Source organism: Microcella sp. (genome assembly GCF_025808395.1).
Classification (GTDB): domain Bacteria; phylum Actinomycetota; class Actinomycetes; order Actinomycetales; family Microbacteriaceae; genus Microcella.
Window position 1 is genome coordinate 1,666,183 of record NZ_CP075524.1, and the last position, 15,276, is coordinate 1,681,458.

General features: G+C 68.9%; 19 protein-coding genes and 1 tRNA gene. 6 read left to right on the plus strand and 14 right to left on the minus strand.

All coding sequences use genetic code 11. From position 1 onward, the window contains the following. Positions 1 to 238: 238 nt before the first annotated feature. The gene (locus KIT89_RS08090; protein WP_297600085.1) at positions 239 to 937 is read right to left on the minus strand and encodes an MIP/aquaporin family protein; all 699 of its coding nucleotides are present in this window, start codon (positions 935 to 937) and stop codon (positions 239 to 241) included. 35 nt (positions 938 to 972) lie between these two features. Between KIT89_RS08090 and KIT89_RS08095 the strand changes: the two genes are divergently transcribed. Beyond that, the gene (locus tag KIT89_RS08095; RefSeq protein ID WP_297600086.1) at positions 973 to 1,896 is read left to right on the plus strand and encodes a metalloregulator ArsR/SmtB family transcription factor; all 924 of its coding nucleotides are present in this window, start codon (positions 973 to 975) and stop codon (positions 1,894 to 1,896) included. Positions 1,897 to 1,939: 43 nt separating this feature from the next. Further along, entirely contained in the window at positions 1,940 to 2,359 is a 420-nt protein-coding gene (locus KIT89_RS08100) for an arsenate reductase ArsC (protein WP_297600088.1), read from the plus strand. 9 nt (positions 2,360 to 2,368) lie between these two features. Here the strand turns inward: KIT89_RS08100 and KIT89_RS08105 are convergent, their stop codons facing one another. The 7 genes from KIT89_RS08105 to KIT89_RS08135 form a co-directional block, all read right to left on the minus strand. Next, on the minus strand, positions 2,369 to 2,887 hold the full coding sequence (locus tag KIT89_RS08105; RefSeq protein ID WP_297600090.1) for a hypothetical protein: 519 nt from the start codon (positions 2,885 to 2,887) through the stop codon (positions 2,369 to 2,371). Continuing rightward, positions 2,884 to 3,138, minus strand: coding sequence for a helix-turn-helix transcriptional regulator (locus KIT89_RS08110; protein WP_297600092.1), 255 nt, complete (start codon positions 3,136 to 3,138; stop codon positions 2,884 to 2,886). Before KIT89_RS08110 ends, KIT89_RS08105 begins: the two co-directional genes overlap by 4 nt. Before the next feature lie 89 nt (positions 3,139 to 3,227). Next, a complete protein-coding gene (locus tag KIT89_RS08115; RefSeq protein ID WP_297600094.1) occupies positions 3,228 to 3,926 on the minus strand; it encodes an anti-sigma factor in 699 nt (232 codons plus the stop codon). Further along, complete coding sequence (sigK, locus tag KIT89_RS08120; RefSeq protein WP_297600096.1) at positions 3,923 to 4,531, minus strand: ECF RNA polymerase sigma factor SigK; 609 nt, start codon at positions 4,529 to 4,531, stop codon at positions 3,923 to 3,925. Before sigK ends, KIT89_RS08115 begins: the two co-directional genes overlap by 4 nt. Positions 4,532 to 4,630: 99 nt before the next feature. Then, entirely contained in the window at positions 4,631 to 5,299 is a 669-nt protein-coding gene (locus KIT89_RS08125; RefSeq protein ID WP_297600098.1) for a hypothetical protein, read from the minus strand. A gap of 45 nt (positions 5,300 to 5,344) precedes the next feature. Beyond that, positions 5,345 to 5,752, minus strand: a complete 408-nt coding sequence (locus KIT89_RS08130) for a plastocyanin/azurin family copper-binding protein (RefSeq protein WP_297600100.1) — start codon at positions 5,750 to 5,752, stop codon at positions 5,345 to 5,347. Positions 5,753 to 6,003: 251 nt separating this feature from the next. Next, complete coding sequence (locus KIT89_RS08135) at positions 6,004 to 6,636, minus strand: DNA-directed RNA polymerase subunit beta (RefSeq protein WP_297600104.1); 633 nt, start codon at positions 6,634 to 6,636, stop codon at positions 6,004 to 6,006. Between the two features lie 56 nt (positions 6,637 to 6,692). Here KIT89_RS08135 and KIT89_RS08140 point away from each other — a divergent pair. Continuing rightward, positions 6,693 to 6,765 (plus strand) — tRNA-Lys (locus KIT89_RS08140). Between the two features lie 60 nt (positions 6,766 to 6,825). On the opposite strand, the gene KIT89_RS08145 is transcribed toward KIT89_RS08140, so the two are convergent. The 3 genes from KIT89_RS08145 to KIT89_RS08155 form a co-directional block, all read right to left on the minus strand. Beyond that, on the minus strand, positions 6,826 to 7,233 hold the full coding sequence (locus KIT89_RS08145) for a hypothetical protein (RefSeq protein ID WP_297600107.1): 408 nt from the start codon (positions 7,231 to 7,233) through the stop codon (positions 6,826 to 6,828). A gap of 134 nt (positions 7,234 to 7,367) precedes the next feature. After that, complete coding sequence (locus KIT89_RS08150) at positions 7,368 to 8,321, minus strand: aldose 1-epimerase family protein (protein WP_297600110.1); 954 nt, start codon at positions 8,319 to 8,321, stop codon at positions 7,368 to 7,370. Between the two features lie 9 nt (positions 8,322 to 8,330). Continuing rightward, positions 8,331 to 9,125 (minus strand): DeoR/GlpR family DNA-binding transcription regulator, encoded by a 795-nt coding sequence (locus KIT89_RS08155; protein ID WP_297600112.1) that lies wholly within the window; start codon positions 9,123 to 9,125, stop codon positions 8,331 to 8,333. Between the two features lie 79 nt (positions 9,126 to 9,204). Here KIT89_RS08155 and galT point away from each other — a divergent pair, with 79 nt between their 5' ends. Both galT and galK read left to right on the plus strand, forming a co-directional pair. Beyond that, a complete protein-coding gene (gene galT / locus KIT89_RS08160; protein ID WP_297600114.1) occupies positions 9,205 to 10,314 on the plus strand; it encodes a galactose-1-phosphate uridylyltransferase in 1,110 nt (369 codons plus the stop codon). Further along, entirely contained in the window at positions 10,307 to 11,464 is a 1,158-nt protein-coding gene (galK, locus tag KIT89_RS08165) for a galactokinase (protein WP_297600117.1), read from the plus strand. The genes galT and galK overlap by 8 nt, the downstream gene beginning before the upstream one ends. On the opposite strand, the gene KIT89_RS08170 is transcribed toward galK, so the two are convergent. Further along, positions 11,461 to 12,948, minus strand: a complete 1,488-nt coding sequence (locus KIT89_RS08170; RefSeq protein WP_297600120.1) for a malate:quinone oxidoreductase — start codon at positions 12,946 to 12,948, stop codon at positions 11,461 to 11,463. The two genes, galK and KIT89_RS08170, sit on opposite strands and share 4 nt — an antisense overlap. A 57-nt stretch (positions 12,949 to 13,005) precedes the next feature. Here KIT89_RS08170 and KIT89_RS08175 point away from each other — a divergent pair, with 57 nt between their 5' ends. Next, the gene (locus KIT89_RS08175) at positions 13,006 to 13,767 is read left to right on the plus strand and encodes a sulfite exporter TauE/SafE family protein (protein ID WP_297600122.1); all 762 of its coding nucleotides are present in this window, start codon (positions 13,006 to 13,008) and stop codon (positions 13,765 to 13,767) included. Between the two features lie 3 nt (positions 13,768 to 13,770). Here KIT89_RS08175 and KIT89_RS08180 read toward each other — a convergent pair whose 3' ends face one another. Further along, positions 13,771 to 14,442 (minus strand): SGNH/GDSL hydrolase family protein, encoded by a 672-nt coding sequence (locus tag KIT89_RS08180; RefSeq protein ID WP_297600125.1) that lies wholly within the window; start codon positions 14,440 to 14,442, stop codon positions 13,771 to 13,773. A gap of 47 nt (positions 14,443 to 14,489) precedes the next feature. Then, the gene (locus KIT89_RS08185; RefSeq protein ID WP_297600128.1) at positions 14,490 to 15,275 is read right to left on the minus strand and encodes an SGNH/GDSL hydrolase family protein; all 786 of its coding nucleotides are present in this window, start codon (positions 15,273 to 15,275) and stop codon (positions 14,490 to 14,492) included. Between the last annotated feature and the right edge of the window lies 1 nt (position 15,276).

Genomic DNA, 15,276 nt, shown 5'->3' on the forward strand with positions numbered 1-15,276 from the left:
GAGGGCCGCCTACCAGAATGTGACGTGTCAGCCGGTGGCCGACGCCCTCATGCAATCCACCGCACATGGACGGCAAGTAAACGGCCGGAGTCTTGCAGGGCAATACCCCGTGCCAGAGTCACCGCGGCGCCCAGACCCGCCCGCATGCCTGTCGGCTGGCGGTCGAGAACGCGGTCATGAGTGCGAGCATCGGCCCTCTCGGTGAACGACGGGTGAACGCCGAACGACGAATCGGGGCTCAGCGTGCGGCGATGAGCAGCCTCACGAGGGCGAACCCGATGGCGGCGCCCACGAGCTGCGCGGCGATGAACGGCAGCACGCTCTCGGGGGCGATGCCGGCGAAGCTGTCGCTGAGCATGCGGCCGACGGTGATGCCGGGGTTCGCGAAGCTCGTCGAACTCGTCGCGAAGTAGGCGCTCGTGATGTAGAGGCCCACCGCGGCGGGCACCCAGGCGCGCTGATCGCGACGGACGAGGGTCAGGATGACCGCCACGAGCCCGGCCGTGGCGACGAGTTCGCCGAGCAGCAGCCCTGGTTCGCCGCGCACGGTCGTGCTGACCGAGAGGGCGACCGACCGGAACATGAGGTTGGCGACGACAGCGCCCGCTGCGAAGCCCAGCAGCTGCGCGGCGATGGTGGGGGCGATCTCGCGTGCCGGCACGCGTCGGTCGGCGACGAGCGCGAGCGTGACGGCGGGGTTCAGGTGGGCTCCGCTGACCGGCCCCAGTATAAGGATGAGCACCGTGAGCGCCGCGCCGGTAGCGATCGCGTTGATGAGCAGCTGCACTCCGACGTCGTCTGAGATCAGGGTTGCCATGATGCCCGAGCCGATCACCGTGCCGCCCAGCACGCCGCTGCCCAGCGCCTCGGCGGCGAGTCTGATCGGCAGTCGCCGGGGGGCCACGACGACCGCGTCGGCAGAAGAGGATTCAGTCACGACGTCACTGTACGGGAACGAATAGACTCAGGTCTATGCAACATTCGCCGCGGGAGCCATCGGGTGGCGTGCGCGGGCTCGCTGCGCCGGGCCTGGCCGCTCTGGGCGACGCGACTCGTGCAGAGATCGTTCGCATTCTGCGTGATGAGCCCTCGCGCTCAGCGACGGTCGGGCGCCTCACGGCGTCGCTCGGCCTGCGTCAACCGACCGTGTCGCACCATCTCAAGGTGCTCGCGAGTGCAGGAGTCGTCGAGCGAGAGCCGCGCGGGCGCGAGGTGTGGTACTCGTTGCCCGACGCCGTCTCTGCCCGCCTCGACGAATGGCTCGAGCCGCCGGCGCCCGGCACGGTGAGCGGCAGCCTGCTGTCGAAGATCATCGATGACCTGACGATGAGATTCGTCGGCACCTTCTCGCGAGAGAGCGTCGAGCGGGTCGTGCTCGAGAGCTACGACCTCTTGCGCGAGCGCGACGGCTCTGGGCGCTCGCTGTCATCGGCGACCGCGCAGTTCGCCGCCGAACGACTGGCCGCGCGCGCGAGGGGCGACCGACGCGCCGACGCGGGCGACCCCGTCGAGGTGCTCTTCGTCTGCGTGCAGAATGCTGGTCGCTCGCAGCTCGCGGCGGCGATCATGCGCCACGTCGGAGGCGAGCGCGTGCGCGTGCGCACCGCAGGCTCGGCCCCGGTCGACCGCATTCGACCTGCCGTCGTGACAGCCCTGGACGAGATCGGGGTGCCGCTCGGCGGCGAGTTTCCGAAACCCCTCACCGACGACGTCGTTCGGGCAGCCGACATCGTCGTGACGATGGGCTGCGGTGACGCCTGCCCGGTGCTTGCCGGGCGCCGCTATCTCGACTGGCAGGTCGATGACCCGGCAGGGCAACCGCTCGAACGAGTGCGTGCGATTCGTGACGACATCGATGAGCGTGTGCGGCAGCTGCTCGCCGAGGTGCTGGGCTGAGCATCCCGCTCGCTCAATATCGACCTGCGTCTATACTTTCAGCATGACCTCTCACGCCCCCGACCGACCCACCGTGCTCTTCGTCTGCGTGCACAACGCCGGGCGCTCGCAGATGGCCGCCGGCTACCTGCAGCATCTCGCCGGCGATCGCGTCACCGTGCTGTCGGCCGGCTCAGAGCCCAAAGACCAGATCAACCCCGTCGCTGTCGCCGCGATGGCAGAAGAGGGCATCGACATCGCCCACAACGTACCGAAGGTGCTGACGACCGAATCGGTCGCCGAATCTGACGTCGTCATCACCATGGGCTGCGGCGACGTGTGCCCGGTCTTTCCCGGCAAGCGCTACGAAGACTGGGCGCTCGACGACCCGGCAGGGCAGGGCATCGACTCGGTGCGCGTGATCCGCGACGACATCAAGGGTCGCATCGAAGCGCTCATCGCCGAGATCGCGCCGGCGCACTAGCCGAAGCCCTCACACTCTGTCGGGCTCGCGCAGCGCGAGGGCGATCGAGGGCAGGGTCAGCGCCAGACCCTCGAAGGCCCAGAAGATCGCCATGGCGGCACCCCACGAGATCTCGACCGTCACCAGGTCGTTCTCGCTGACGATGACGAACCAGATCAGTGCCGCAGTCGCGGCGACGAGCGTCAGACCGACGAACCAGCGGTAGGCGTCGACGTACGACCTGTCGCGCTGCCGCGATTGGCGCTCATCGAGATACTCTTCGGGCAGGTCGGCGATGACTCGCACCGACATGCGCAGCGCCCACCAGGCGACGGCGGCGAGGCCGACCACCCCGAGCGCGGCGAGCGCCGGCAAGAACAACCACGCGAGTGGCATGGCGACGAGCATCGCGATCATGACGCCGACGACCGCGAGGCGGCCGCCGCGCGTGCGCAGGGCATCCCATCGCGTGTCGCGCATGACGCTCTCTGCCATCTCAGACACGGCCTTCTCGTTGCGCTCTCGAGCGCTGAGCTTCTTCTCGCTCATGGTGACTGCTCCACTTCTGTCTCGGCGAACGGGGTCAGGGAGAAGAGCTGCTCGACCGGCGCGCCCACGAGGTGCGAGATGCGCAGCGCCAGCGCCAGCGACGGGGCGTACTCGCCCCGCTCGAGGTAGCCCACCGTCTGGTAGTGCACTCCGACGGCGTCGGCGAACTCTTGTCGGCTCAGCCCCACGCGCACTCGGTGGTCTTCGATGCGCGTGTAGACCGGGTCTTCTGACTTCGGCTTTCGTCCCATGTCTGTAGCATAAATACTATGTAGTAATAATACAACACTGGAGTGCGACGCGGTGCAGAGACCGTGCCGGCGCGCTCAGGCGGTGGCGCTCAGGCGGTCGCGATCGCCACGATCGGGTCGGTCGTCGGAGCCGGGCTGCCCGACGCGGGCTCGACGGTGACCCCCACGATCGTGCCCGCTTCGAAGACGCCCTCGAGCACCTGCACGACGGTCTCACCCTCGTCGACGGCGAACAGGCCCGCCGGCGTCGGAACCCCGTCGGTGATGTACCACAGGGCGTAGCGCTCGTCGTCACTCAGCGGCTGCAGGCCCTCGAACACCATGACCGAGAGGCCCACAGACTCTGACGACACGAGCGTGGCCGAAGCGCCGCCCGCCACCGGTGAGACCAGCGTCGACACATCGGGTGCCGCGACGATCGCGGCGAGCTGCTCGCTGGCGCTCGACTCGACCGGTCGCACCAGGTCAGCCGCGAGCACGCCGCCGAAGAACACCGCGGCCGCGGCAGCCGCCGCCGTCACGAGCATGACCGGCCGAGAGAACCAGCGTGCGTTCGCACGACGCTCGGCTGGCGACCCGGCACCGCGCTCGAGGGTCGACTCGTCGGCGGCATCGTCGGCGGCAGGCGAGAGCTGAGGGGTCGAGGCGATTGCCGCCATGATCGAGCTCTTCAGCCCGGCAGAGGGCTCGACCGGTGGCACTGCGAGCCCCAGTGCCGCGCGCACGTCGTCGAACTCTTCGTCGCGCATCGCATCGGTGCCGTCGACGTCGTCATCGAATCGACTCATGACGCCACCCCCAGTTCTTCGCGCAGCCGCATCATGCCGTCGCGCAATCGAGTCTTCACTGTTCCCATCGGAATACCGAGCATGGCCGACACCTCGCTGTGGCTGTAGCCGCCGTAGTAGGCAAGCTCCACAGCCTGCCGCTGCAGCTCGGTCAACCGGCTCAAGGCCTTCTCCACTCGGTCATGTTCGATGCGGATCTCGACGCTCTCGACAACCGAATCGAAGTCTCGATCGAGATCACGGATGCCCACCCGGGTGTCGCGGTCGCGCGACGACTGCGCGCTGCGCACGCGATCGATCGCCCTCCGGTGGGCCATGGTGAGCATCCACGTCACCGCTTTTCCCTTATTCGGATCAAAGCGGGGAGCGGTTTGCCACACCTCCAGCAGCACCTCCTGCACGACCTCTTCAGACTGCGCGTGGTCTTTCAGCACGTGACGCACCAGCCCGAGCATGCGCGGGGCGATGATGTCGTACAACTCGCTGAACGCGCGCTGGTCGCCCTGCGCCACACGCAGCAGCAGAGCATTCGTGGTCTCGACCAGAGTGTCGCCCGCAGGCGCGGCATCGTCGAGTTCGATATCGGAGGGCACGAGTACCAGCATCTCAGCTACTCCCTGTCGAGACGGCCAGAAAGGCCGGTGAGGCGGGTCTCGGGTACCCTCCCCACCGGCCGGTGGTCGGCGCTGGCGCGCCAGCTGGTGCTACTGAATGCCGAGGTTCGCGGCGATACCGCCCGCAAGAGCCTGCGCGGTCATCGGCATGTGGCTCGCAGCCTCTTTCAGCAGGTCGAAGTACGCCGGGTCGCCGGCGATGTTCGCGTCGATCGCCGCGAGCAGGGTCACAGCGTGCATCTCGAGCTCGGCCTGCACTGCTTCGGCAGGCAGCTCGGGCACCACAGAGTTGATCAGCTGCCCGAACGACACCGCGTAGGCGCCCAGGTCGGCGACCGCCTGCTCGGCCATGGCCTCGTCACCCGTCGCCTTGCCGAGCGTGTAGTTCACGAAGAACGGAATGTGCGAGCGCCATGAGTCGAGAAACGGCTGCTCAGCGTCTGGATAGGCCGAGCCCACGAGTGCGGCCACCTCGACCGAGTTCGCGTCGAGAGCTGCGACAGCCGCCTGCACGTTCGGCGTGGTCAGGTCGCCACCGTCTTGCAGCGCCTGATCGATCGCGGCACCGGCGAGGTAGACGTGGTCGGCGAGCAGAGCGGTGAGCGCCGCGCGCAATCCGGCACCGTCACTGTTGACCGTGTCGATCGTGGTGGCGGCAGGTGCCTCCATCGGTTCGTCGGCCGGGGCTGCGGTCGAGCAACCGGTCAGAACGAGAGCGGCAGCCAGGCCGAGGCCGGCGAATGCGGTTGTGGTGCGCATGATGTGATCCCCTTATGTGTTGGTGATGGTGCGGTGATGGTGCGGTCATTCCTCGACGATGACGCGAGCGTTCATCGTGAGGTGCGGCTGGCAGAAGTACAGGTACTCCCCCGGCTCGGTGAAGGTGAACGAGAACTCGTCACCGGGCTGGCCCGCCGGCGCAAGAGCGTGATCGAACAGTCCGTCGGCCGCTTGCTCGCCGCGAAGCCCGGTGCTCTCATTGACGTCGCCCCAGGCACCCGACGTGATCGTGTGCCCGATGGTCTCGCCGTTGCGCCAGGTGACGGTCGTGCCGACCGCCACCGTGATGGTGTCTGGCATGAACCGCAGCCCGACAGTGATCACCTCGTGCTCGCCAGGCTGCTCGCTCGACTGCCCTGCGCAGCCCGTGAGGGCGACGACGAGGGCGACGAGCGTGGCGCTGAGGCGCAGACGGTTCGCAGTCGGTGACATGCCTCGTGTTCGGCGCCCAGGGGGTGACGGTTTGCCGACGACCGGTGCCCTCGGCGAACTCTCAGGTTCAGCGACGCTCGGCACCCGACGTTCGGGCATGAGAAAGCCGAGCCGCAGAACGCCTCTCGGCGAGTGGCCGCTCGTAGCGGCGAGAATTGGAGCCCGGGGTTACTGCGGCCCGGCTAGAGCAGTGTAACCGCGATGACCTGTGCGGCATTCCCCGAGCATCCGTCGCCGTGGGATGCTCGGTCTCAGTCGAGCGAACCGCTGCGCTCGAGGCGGGCGCTCGCCGTGAAGTCGTGCGCGCTCGAGTCGAGGCGCGCGGCCCGAGTCGTCAGCTCTGACGCCCGAGCGTCGTCGGCGGCCGAGTCGGCGTCGTCAGCGAGATCGGCGGCCCCGGCCGCTGCAGTGCGGCAGAACGCCGCAGCGCGGTCGAGCGCGATCGCGAAGTCGCCCTGGTATGCACCCCGCAGCACCTCGTCGGCGAGGCGCTGAATCTCGGCGGGGCCCGTCGGGCTCTCGGCGCCCGCGACGACGACATCAGCCGTCGAGAGCACCTCGCTGCCCCGCTGGTAGATGAGCGCGACGCCCGCCGGGTCGGCGCGGATCAGCGCGCGCAGCAACGACAGCCGCCACAGCACCCCCGGCAGCGAGCGCGCCGCCGCCTGCGACCACAGTTCGGCCAGGGTGTCGAGGCCGTGCTCATCGGTGTAGGCCACCATGCGCTCGATCAGGTCGGGGTCGTCGCTCGCACGCACTCGGTGCACGAGGGCTCGAGCAGAGTCGTGCGCGATGCGCAGCGTCACCGCCGGGTCGAGCCCGCCCTGCTGCACATCGAAGGCGTCGCTCGGCAGCCGCACCGGGCGACGTGGACGATCAGACATGCGGTCAACGCTAGCCCGCAACACTGTGCGCCGCGGCGCGGTAGATTAGAAGGTGCGGGCCTCTAGCTCAGTTGGTAGAGCAACGGACTTTTAATCCGTGGGTCGTGGGTTCGAGCCCCACGGGGCCTACTCTTCACTTTCGTGACCGTGCACTGCACGCTCACGCAAGCCCGACGGGGCCTACTCTTCTCAGTTTCTGAAGCCGTCGCGCGGGCCGGGGGTGTCGGCCGTCACCGTGAACTGGCCGATGACGGTCTCACCGTCTGACAGATACACCTTCACACTGAAGACGGCGTTCGGGTTCGTCGTCGACTTCGCCGAGTTGCGCGCCAGATCGAGCTCGCTCACCCGCACATAGCCGACCTCGCCCTCGTCAGAGAGCGTGAGCATGAGCTTCGGCACCGAGTCGTTGATCGGGCTACCGTACGTTTCGCCGTTCGCGTTGACGGCGAACTCGACAGGTCCGCCGAGAATCTCGCTCGAAGGCGACACCGAGTCGGTGAACGCGTCACCCAGCAGGGGCGCGACAGCGAATCCGCCGCCGACCACGGCAAGCCCCACCACCACCAGAACGATGGTCTTCGGTGCTACTGCCATGCGATTCCCCCGTCGACGATTCGTGCGTCGAGCACGCGGAGGGCATCCCCCTGCCCCCTGTGCTCATCCAACCAGTACCTCGGCTCGGGGTACAGCCCTGCCCGCACCCCCCTTTCGCGGGGAAACCCCCGGTTCTACGCGGGGCGGCAGATGCCCCAGCTGCCCGACCACGACGCACCGGGCGCGAGCCAGCGCAGCCCGGCCCCTGAGTTGAGGGCATCGGCCGGTGCCGTCATCGGCTCGACGGCGATCGCCGTGACGGGGCCGTCTGCCGTCGGAAAGATGCGGGTGATGAACAGCTGCAGCCACTCCCAGTCGCCGTCTTGCCACACTTCGGTCTCGGTGCCGTCGGGCGCGGCGAGCACGGTGCGGATGACGCCGTCTGGGTCGGGCTGCACGCGGAAGGCGTCGTCGAGGGCGAGCTCGCCGACGACTCGGCCCTCACTCAGATTCCACAGCCCCGTGGCCGGCTCCATGCCGACCGGGTTCAGTCGGTCATCGACCATGACGTGCTCGACGGTGCGAGCCGTGATCGTCAAAGAATCGACCGGATGCGCACCGACTCTGATGAACGGGTGGGTTCCGACAGCGAGGGGCGCCGACTGCGCACCCAGGTTCGTCGCCGAGTGGGTGACGCGAACACCGTTGCCGGTGAGCCGGTACTCCACCGTCGTCCACAGGTGAAACGGCCAGCCGTGCTGCGGCACGACTGCTGCGCCCAGCGTCACGGCATCGTCGCTGCGCTCGACCAGCTGGTATGTGGTGTTGCGCAGCAGGCCGTGAATCGCGTTGTTCTTGTCGACCTCGGTGATGTCGAGCTGCTGCGCTGCGCCGTCGAGCATCCAGACGCCGTCTCGCACCCGATTCGGCCACGGGGCGAGCACGATGCCGCAGCCGAACGGCGCCGTCGAGCTCTCGACATAGCCCTGCACGAGGTCGTGACCGTCGACGGTGAGCGACCGCAGCGATGCGGCCACGGCCGTGATCGTCGCTTCGACGGTGCCGTGCGCTCCGTCGTGGCGCAACGAGTGCTGCGTGCCGGTGGGGGGAGCGGGGTGGTGGGTGGCCTGGTCGTGCGTGGTGGTCATTCCGTCAGCCTAGTGAGCGCGCACTCTGACGAGCGAGACCGCCAGGCCCACGGCCCGCAGTGCTGCGACTCGGTCGGCGGGCGCCGCGTCGTCGGTGATGAGCTCGTCGAGCTCGTCGAGCGCCGCGACGCGGCCGAGGTGCACCTGCCCGAGCTTGGAGGAGTCAGCGACGAGCACGCGCCGCGCAGCACTCGCCACCATGCGGCGCTTCACCTCTGCCTCGGGAAGGTTGACGTTGGTGACGCCCGCCTCGGCATCGACGCCGGTCGCCCCCAGCACGGCCAGGTCGACGCGCACATCGTCGAGCAGCGTCGTGGCGAGCGGGTTGACGAGCGAGTGCTGCAGCGAGCGCAGTGTGCCGCCGGTGACGACGACGGTGAAGCGGGGCATCGCCTTCTCGAGCGCGAGCGCGATCGTGAGGCCGTTCGTCACGACCACGAGCTCGTCGAGGTCGGCGCGAGCAACAAGAGCGTGGGCGACCGCGAGCGTCGTCGACCCCACGTCGAGCAGCAGGCTGTCACCCGACCGCACGCGCGACGCCATCTCGACCGCGATCGCTCGCTTCGCCCTGCTCAGTCGCGTGCGCGACTGCTCGACACTGCTCTCGCGCTCGGCGACGAGGCCCCGCGGCATCGCGCCGCCGTGCACTCGCGTGACGCGGCCGTCGCCCTCGAGCACGGCGAGGTCGGTGCGCACGGTCACCTCGCTCACCCGCAGTTCACGGGCGAGGTCGACCACGCGGGCGAAACCGCGGTCGGCCACGAGGGTCGCGAGTCGTTCGCGACGCTGCGGTGCGGCATCCATGGTGCGCCCTTTCGATACTTGTCGATATCGAAAGCGTACTCTTTGCGAGATCGCAAGCCCCTCGCCGTACCATCGGGGAGTGCCGATTCGCTTTCATGCCACGACCCTTGCCGACGGGCGCGAGCTCATCTACGTCGACGACGCCGACACGACCCTCGGCGACACGCGCTCGATCGACCGCCGCGTGCTCGACCCACGCCCCGAGACCGCCAGCATGCGGCAAGACGTGCTGAGCGGAGAATGGGTGTCGATCGCGAGCAACCGGCAGAACCGTGTCTTCATGCCGCCGCCCGACCAAGACCCGCTCGCACCCGCCAGCGACGAGAACCCGAGCGAGATACCCAGCAACTACGACGTGGCCGTGTTCGAGAACCGGTCACCCAGCTTCGGGCCGGCGCTCGAGCACGAGAACGCGCCGAAGGGCCTGAACGACCTCGCCGAGATCGGCATCGGCCGCACCCGCACGAGCGTCGGGCGCTGCGAAGTGGTCTGCTTCTCGCCCGAGCACGAAGGCTCGTTCGGCTCGCAGAGCGTCAGCCGCGCGCGCACCGTCATCGAGGCATGGGCGCACCGCACGGCCGCGCTCAGCGCGATGCCCGGCATTCAGCAGGTGTTCCCCTTCGAGAACCGCGGCGCCGAGATCGGCGTCACCCTGCCCCACCCGCACGGGCAGATCTACGCCTACCCCTTCGTCACCCCGCGCACCCGCACGCTGCTGCGCTCGATCGAGCAGGTCGGGCCAGACCTCTTCGCCCGCGTGCTCGAGAGCGAGCAGGCGAGTGAGCGCGTCGTGCTGCGCGGCGAGCACTTCACCGCGTTCGTGCCCTTCGCCGCCCGCTGGCCCCTCGAAGTGCACGTGCTGCCCCACCGGCACGTGCCCGACTTCGCCGGGCTCACCGACGACGAGAAGGACGAGCTCGCCCCGTTCTATCGGCGCCTGCTGCGCGGCATCGACGCGCTCTACGAGACCCCGACGCCCTACATCGCCGCCTGGCACCAGGCACCCGTGCACGTCGGGCGCGACACCGTGCGGCTCATGCTGCAGGTGACGAGCCCCCGCCGCGGCGCTGACAGACTGAAGTACTTGGCCGGGTCGGAGGCCGCGATGGGCGCCTTCATCGGCGACGTCGCCCCCGAAGCCCAGGCCGAGTTCATTCGCAACGGAATCGAGAGCACCGGCAATGACTGACATTCGCGACGACGCCCGCGAGGGATTCGAGGCCGTCTTCGGCCATGCGCCCGACGGCCTCTGGTCGGCCCCCGGACGCGTCAACCTCATCGGCGAGCACACCGACTACAACGAGGGCTTCGTGCTGCCCTTCGCGATCGACCGACGCACGGTCGTCTCCCTCGGCGTGCGCGACGACCGCCTCGTGCGCGTCGCGAGCACCTTCGCCGACGAGCTCGCCGAGATCGACCTCGACGCGCTCTCGCCCGACGCCCTCGGCGGCTGGTCTGCGTACCCGCTCGGTGTCGCGTGGGCGTTCAGCGAGTTCGGTGCCGACCTCGCCGCCGTGCCCGGCGTCGACCTGTTCATCGACTCTGACGTGCCCGTCGGCGCGGGGCTCTCGAGCTCGGCCGCGATCGAGAGCGCCGTCGCCCTCGCCCTCAACGATGTCTGGCAGCTGGGCCTCGACCGCCGCACCCTCGCGCGCGTCGGCCAGCGGGCCGAGAACGTCGCGGTCGGCGCCCCCACGGGCATCATGGACCAGTCGGCGTCGCTGCTGGGTGCACTCGACCACGCCGTCTTTCTCGACTGCCGCACGCTCGAGAGCGAGCTCGTGCCGCTCAGACTTGTCGAAGCCGGGCTCGCCATCCTCGTCATCGACACTGGCGTCAAGCACAGCCACGCCACCGGCGGCTACGGCGAGCGCCGTGCCGCGTGCGAGCGCGGGGCCGCCGCGATGGGCGCATCGTCACTGCGCGACCTCACCGTCGACGACCTGCCGCGCGCGCAGCAGCTGCTCGATGACGTCACCTATCGGCGCATCCGCCACGTCATCACCGAGAATCAGCGCGTGCTCGACACCGTTGCCGTGCTGCGTGATCAGGGCGCATCGGCGATCGGCGAGCTGCTGGATGCCTCGCACCGCAGCATGCGCGACGACTTCGAGATCTCGGTGCCCGAGCTCGACCTCGCCGTCGAGACCGCGAACGGCGCCGGCGCGATCGGCGCCCGCATGACCGGCGGCGGATTCGGCGGCGCGGCCATCGCCCTGGTACGCGTCGACGACCTGTCACGAGTGCACGTCGCCGTCGACAACGCGTTCGGCGAGCACGGCTTCGGCCAGCCAGACACCTTCGTCGTCACGGCCTCAGACGGGGCCGCGCGCAACTAGCGGGTGATAGCGAGCGTCTGCGCCGTCGACTCGAGCACCTCGGCGGCGAGCGCCGGGTCGTCGCCGATGCTGCGGCCATAGCTCGGCACCATGCGGCGCAGCACGGGCCGCCACGCTTCGAGTCGGTCTGGGAAGCACTTCTCGATGACCTCGAGCATGATCGGTGCTGCCGTCGAGGCTCCGGGCGACGCCCCGAGCAGGCCAGCGATCGAACCATCGGCCGACGCGACCACCTCGGTGCCGAACTGCAGCACACCGCCCTTGCCCGGCTCGTTCTTGATGATCTGCACGCGCTGCCCGGCCGTCATCGCGTACCAGTCGTCAGCCTTCGCGTTGGGATAGAACGCGCGGAGGGCATCCAGCTTCTTCGATGGCGACGCCAGCAGCTCGCCCACCAGATAGGTGACCAGATCGAGGTTGCGCAGCGCGACCTGCACCATCGGCACGATGTTGTGCCAGCGGATCGAGGCGAACAGGTCGAACCACGAACCGGTCTTCAAGAACTTCGGCGTGAACCCTGCATACGGGCCGAACAGCAGGCTCGCCGTGCCGTCGACGACGCGAGTGTCGAGGTGCGGCACCGACATCGGCGGTGCACCGACCGACGCCTTGCCGTAGACCTTCGCGTGGTGCTGGGCGACCACGCTCGGCTCGTCGCACCGCAACCAGCCGCCGCTGACCGGAAAACCCCCGAAGCCGCGAATCTCAGCAATACCGCTCTTCTGCAGCAGCGGCAGAGCATGACCACCGGCTCCGACGAAGACGAAACGAGCCGTGACCTCAACCGGCGTCATGCCGACCTCGTGCCGCAGGCGAAGCTTCCAGAGCCCGTCGCGCGTGCGCGAGATGCCGGTGACCCGGTGCTCGCGCTGCACCGTCGCGCCCCTCGACTCGAGTCCCTCGACGAGCAGCTTCGTGAGCGCACCGAAGTCGACGTCGGTGCCCGCCGTCGTGCGCGTCGCCGCCACGGGCTGGCTCTTCACGCGGCCCGGCATGACGAGGGGCGCCCACTCGTGAATCTGCGCAGGGTCGTCAGAGAACTCGAAACCGGCGAAGAGGGGGTGCTCGCGCAGAGCCTCATAGCGCTTGCGCAGGTACTCGACGTTCTTCTCGCCCCACACCATGCTCATGTGCGGGGTCGCGCTCAGAAAGCTGCTCGGGTCGGGCAGCACCGATTCGCCCACCAGGTATGACCAGAACTGCCGCGAGACCTGAAACTGCTCGTTGATGACGACGGCTTTGGCGATCTCGATCGAGCCGTCGGGCCGCTCGGGGGTGTAGTTGAGCTCGCAGAGTGCCGCGTGGCCGGTGCCGGCGTTGTTCCACGGGTTCGAGCTCTCGAGGGCCACATCGCTGAGTCGCTCGTAGATGCGGATATCCCACTCGGGCTCGAGCTGCTGCAGCATCGTGGCGAGCGTGGCGCTCATGATGCCTCCGCCGATCAGCACGGCGTCGACGGGTGTCGCCTCAGAGGGTTCGGTCACGCCACGAGTTTACCGGCGCGCCGCAGTGCCGCCGTCGACCGCCGTTAGGCTGTGCCGGTGACTCTTGCCCTTCTTGCCGTCGGCGCAATTGGGGGGCTTTTCTCGGGACTGTTCGGGGTCGGCGGGGGCCTGCTCATGGTGCCCCTGCTCATGTGGTGGGCCCGCATGCCCCAGCGACGGGCCACCGCCACCTCGCTGCTCGCCATCGTGCCGACCGGCATCGTCGGATCGATCGGCTACGCCATCGGCGGTCAGATCGACGTGCTCGCCGGCGTCATCATCGGCGCAGGCGCCATCGCGGGCGCACCCCTCGGCACGCTGCTGCTGCGACGACTGCCGATCGTGTGGCTGCGGTGGATGCTCATCGCGGGCATGCTCGCCGCCGCGGTCTACCTCATGCTCGTCGAACCCGATCGCGGGGCAGCACTCGCACTGACGCCCGCCTCGGTGGCGGGCCTCGTGCTGCTCGGCGTGACGATGGGAGTGCTCGCCGGCCTCTTCGGGATCGGCGGCGGCATCGTCGCCGTGCCCGTGCTGATCGCGCTGTTCGGCATGGGCGACCTGCTCGCGAAGGGCACCTCGCTCGTCGCCATGATTCCCGCCGCAGTGGTGGGCACGCTCTCGAACCGTCGCGCTCGACTCGTTCGCGTGCGCGACGGGCTCATCGTCGGTGCCGCCGCCGTCGTCTTCTCACTGGCCGGGGTCGCCCTCGCCTTCGTCATTCCGCCTGCGCTGTCTGGCCTGCTGTTCGGCCTGCTGCTCGTCGCCGCGGCAGTGCAGCTCATCGTGCGCACGCTGCGACAGCCTCGCACCGAATAGCGGCTACAGCCCGAGCTGCTTCAGCGCGGCATCCATGCGCTCGGTCATGAGCGCATAGCCCTCGTCATTGGGGTGCAGCCCGTCACTCGCCATCTCTCCCGGCCTGCCCGCTATCCAGGTGCCGGCACCGGCGATGTGGTCTGCGCCGATCGCGAGCGCTTCACGCTGCACCCAGCCCGCGATGATGCCGAACGACTCCGGTTGCCGAGCCGTGTACCAGAACGGTTCGACGACGATGATGCGGGCATCCGGAAGCCCCTTGCGAAGCCGCTGCAGGTCGGTGGCGATCTGCGCCTCGATCGCGTCGGCCGCGTACGGAAAAGCGAAGTTGTCGTTGAGCCCCATGGTCACGAAGACGATGTCGGGGCGCTTCTCGATGATCATCGAGGGCAGGTCGCCGTCGCCGAAGAGCGTGCGGCGGTTGATGAAGCCCAGACCGTTGACGCTCGGGTTGAACTCGCGCCACCCGCGGTTCTCGGCGATTCGCGTCGACCAGCGTGCGCTCGGGTCGCTCGCGCCCGTGCCGAGCGTGTACGAGTCGCCGTAGAAGGCCGCGAGCGGCGCGGCCGCGCCGCTCGACGGCGACGGCGACGGGGCGGTGGATGCGCACGCGACGAACAGCGCGGCCACCACGCCCCCGGCGAGCACAGCGAGGGTAGCGCGGCGAGTGGTCATGCCGAGTATTCGACGCCCTCGGGCTGACAGTTCGCCGAGCGCAGCGGTCAGAGATCGGCGGCGGTCACCGGCTCGAGGGTTGGTCGCTTGGGTTCGCGATTGTCGCCAGAAGACCGGCCGGTGAGCCGACGGCCGATCCACGGCAGCACATAGTGCCGCCAGTATTCGGCGGTGCGCGGGCGCACGAGCTCGTCGTGATCGTCTGGCGCCGTCGAGGCATCAGCGATGGGCACCTGCAACGCGGCCAGCACATTGCTCGCGGCGATGGCATGGCCGCGAGCGTTCAAGTGCAGCCGATCGATCGACCAGTACTGCAGGTCGGGCAGGCGATCGTCGAACCAGTTGTCGACGAACACGATGCCGGTGCCCTCGAGTCGGTCACGCACAGCCTCGGCGAGCGCATCACCGCGCTTCTCGAATGACGCCCCCATCGGAATGTGCCGCGTCGGGTTGCCGCCGCTGACGACCACGGTGCTCACGCCGGTTTCGGCCGCCCTGACCGCCGCCTCGACCAGTCGGTCGGCGACCGCCGTGATCGAGACCCGCGGCCGCAGAATGTCGTTGCCGCCGCCGTTGATGCTGAGCAGCCGCGGGCCGAGCTCGAGAGCTGCGGGCAACTGATGGTCGATGATCGGCGCGAGCAGGCGCCCCCGAATCGCGAGGTTGGCGTAGCCGATCGACCCGCCCGCCGCGTGCGCGAGGCCGACGGCGACGAGATCGGCCCAGCCGCGCGGTGTTCCGTCGGCCCGCTCGTCACCCATGCCCTCGGTGAAGCTGTCACCGATTGCGGCGTAGCTCGTGACGGGCTCGGCGCGTGTGACGGGCTCGGCCATC

Bases quoted from the DNA above. Each gene is read 5' to 3' on its own strand.
- sigK (WP_297600096.1), bottom strand. From the start codon at position 4,531: ATGCTGGTACTCGTGCCCTCCGATATCGAACTCGACGATGCCGCGCCT.
- KIT89_RS08185 (WP_297600128.1), bottom strand. From the start codon at position 15,275: ATGGCCGAGCCCGTCACACGCGCCGAGCCCGTCACGAGCTACGCCGCA.
- galK (WP_297600117.1), top strand. From the start codon at position 10,307: ATGACTGACATTCGCGACGACGCCCGCGAGGGATTCGAGGCCGTCTTC.
- KIT89_RS08100 (WP_297600088.1), top strand. From the start codon at position 1,940: ATGACCTCTCACGCCCCCGACCGACCCACCGTGCTCTTCGTCTGCGTG.
- KIT89_RS08110 (WP_297600092.1), bottom strand. From the start codon at position 3,138: ATGGGACGAAAGCCGAAGTCAGAAGACCCGGTCTACACGCGCATCGAA.
- KIT89_RS08145 (WP_297600107.1), bottom strand. From the start codon at position 7,233: ATGGCAGTAGCACCGAAGACCATCGTTCTGGTGGTGGTGGGGCTTGCC.
- KIT89_RS08150 (WP_297600110.1), bottom strand. From the start codon at position 8,321: ATGACCACCACGCACGACCAGGCCACCCACCACCCCGCTCCCCCCACC.
- KIT89_RS08180 (WP_297600125.1), bottom strand. From the start codon at position 14,442: ATGACCACTCGCCGCGCTACCCTCGCTGTGCTCGCCGGGGGCGTGGTG.
- KIT89_RS08115 (WP_297600094.1), bottom strand. From the start codon at position 3,926: ATGAGTCGATTCGATGACGACGTCGACGGCACCGATGCGATGCGCGAC.
- KIT89_RS08130 (WP_297600100.1), bottom strand. From the start codon at position 5,752: ATGTCACCGACTGCGAACCGTCTGCGCCTCAGCGCCACGCTCGTCGCC.
- KIT89_RS08095 (WP_297600086.1), top strand. From the start codon at position 973: ATGCAACATTCGCCGCGGGAGCCATCGGGTGGCGTGCGCGGGCTCGCT.
- KIT89_RS08135 (WP_297600104.1), bottom strand. From the start codon at position 6,636: ATGTCTGATCGTCCACGTCGCCCGGTGCGGCTGCCGAGCGACGCCTTC.
- KIT89_RS08105 (WP_297600090.1), bottom strand. From the start codon at position 2,887: ATGAGCGAGAAGAAGCTCAGCGCTCGAGAGCGCAACGAGAAGGCCGTG.
- KIT89_RS08155 (WP_297600112.1), bottom strand. From the start codon at position 9,125: ATGGATGCCGCACCGCAGCGTCGCGAACGACTCGCGACCCTCGTGGCC.
- KIT89_RS08125 (WP_297600098.1), bottom strand. From the start codon at position 5,299: ATGCGCACCACAACCGCATTCGCCGGCCTCGGCCTGGCTGCCGCTCTC.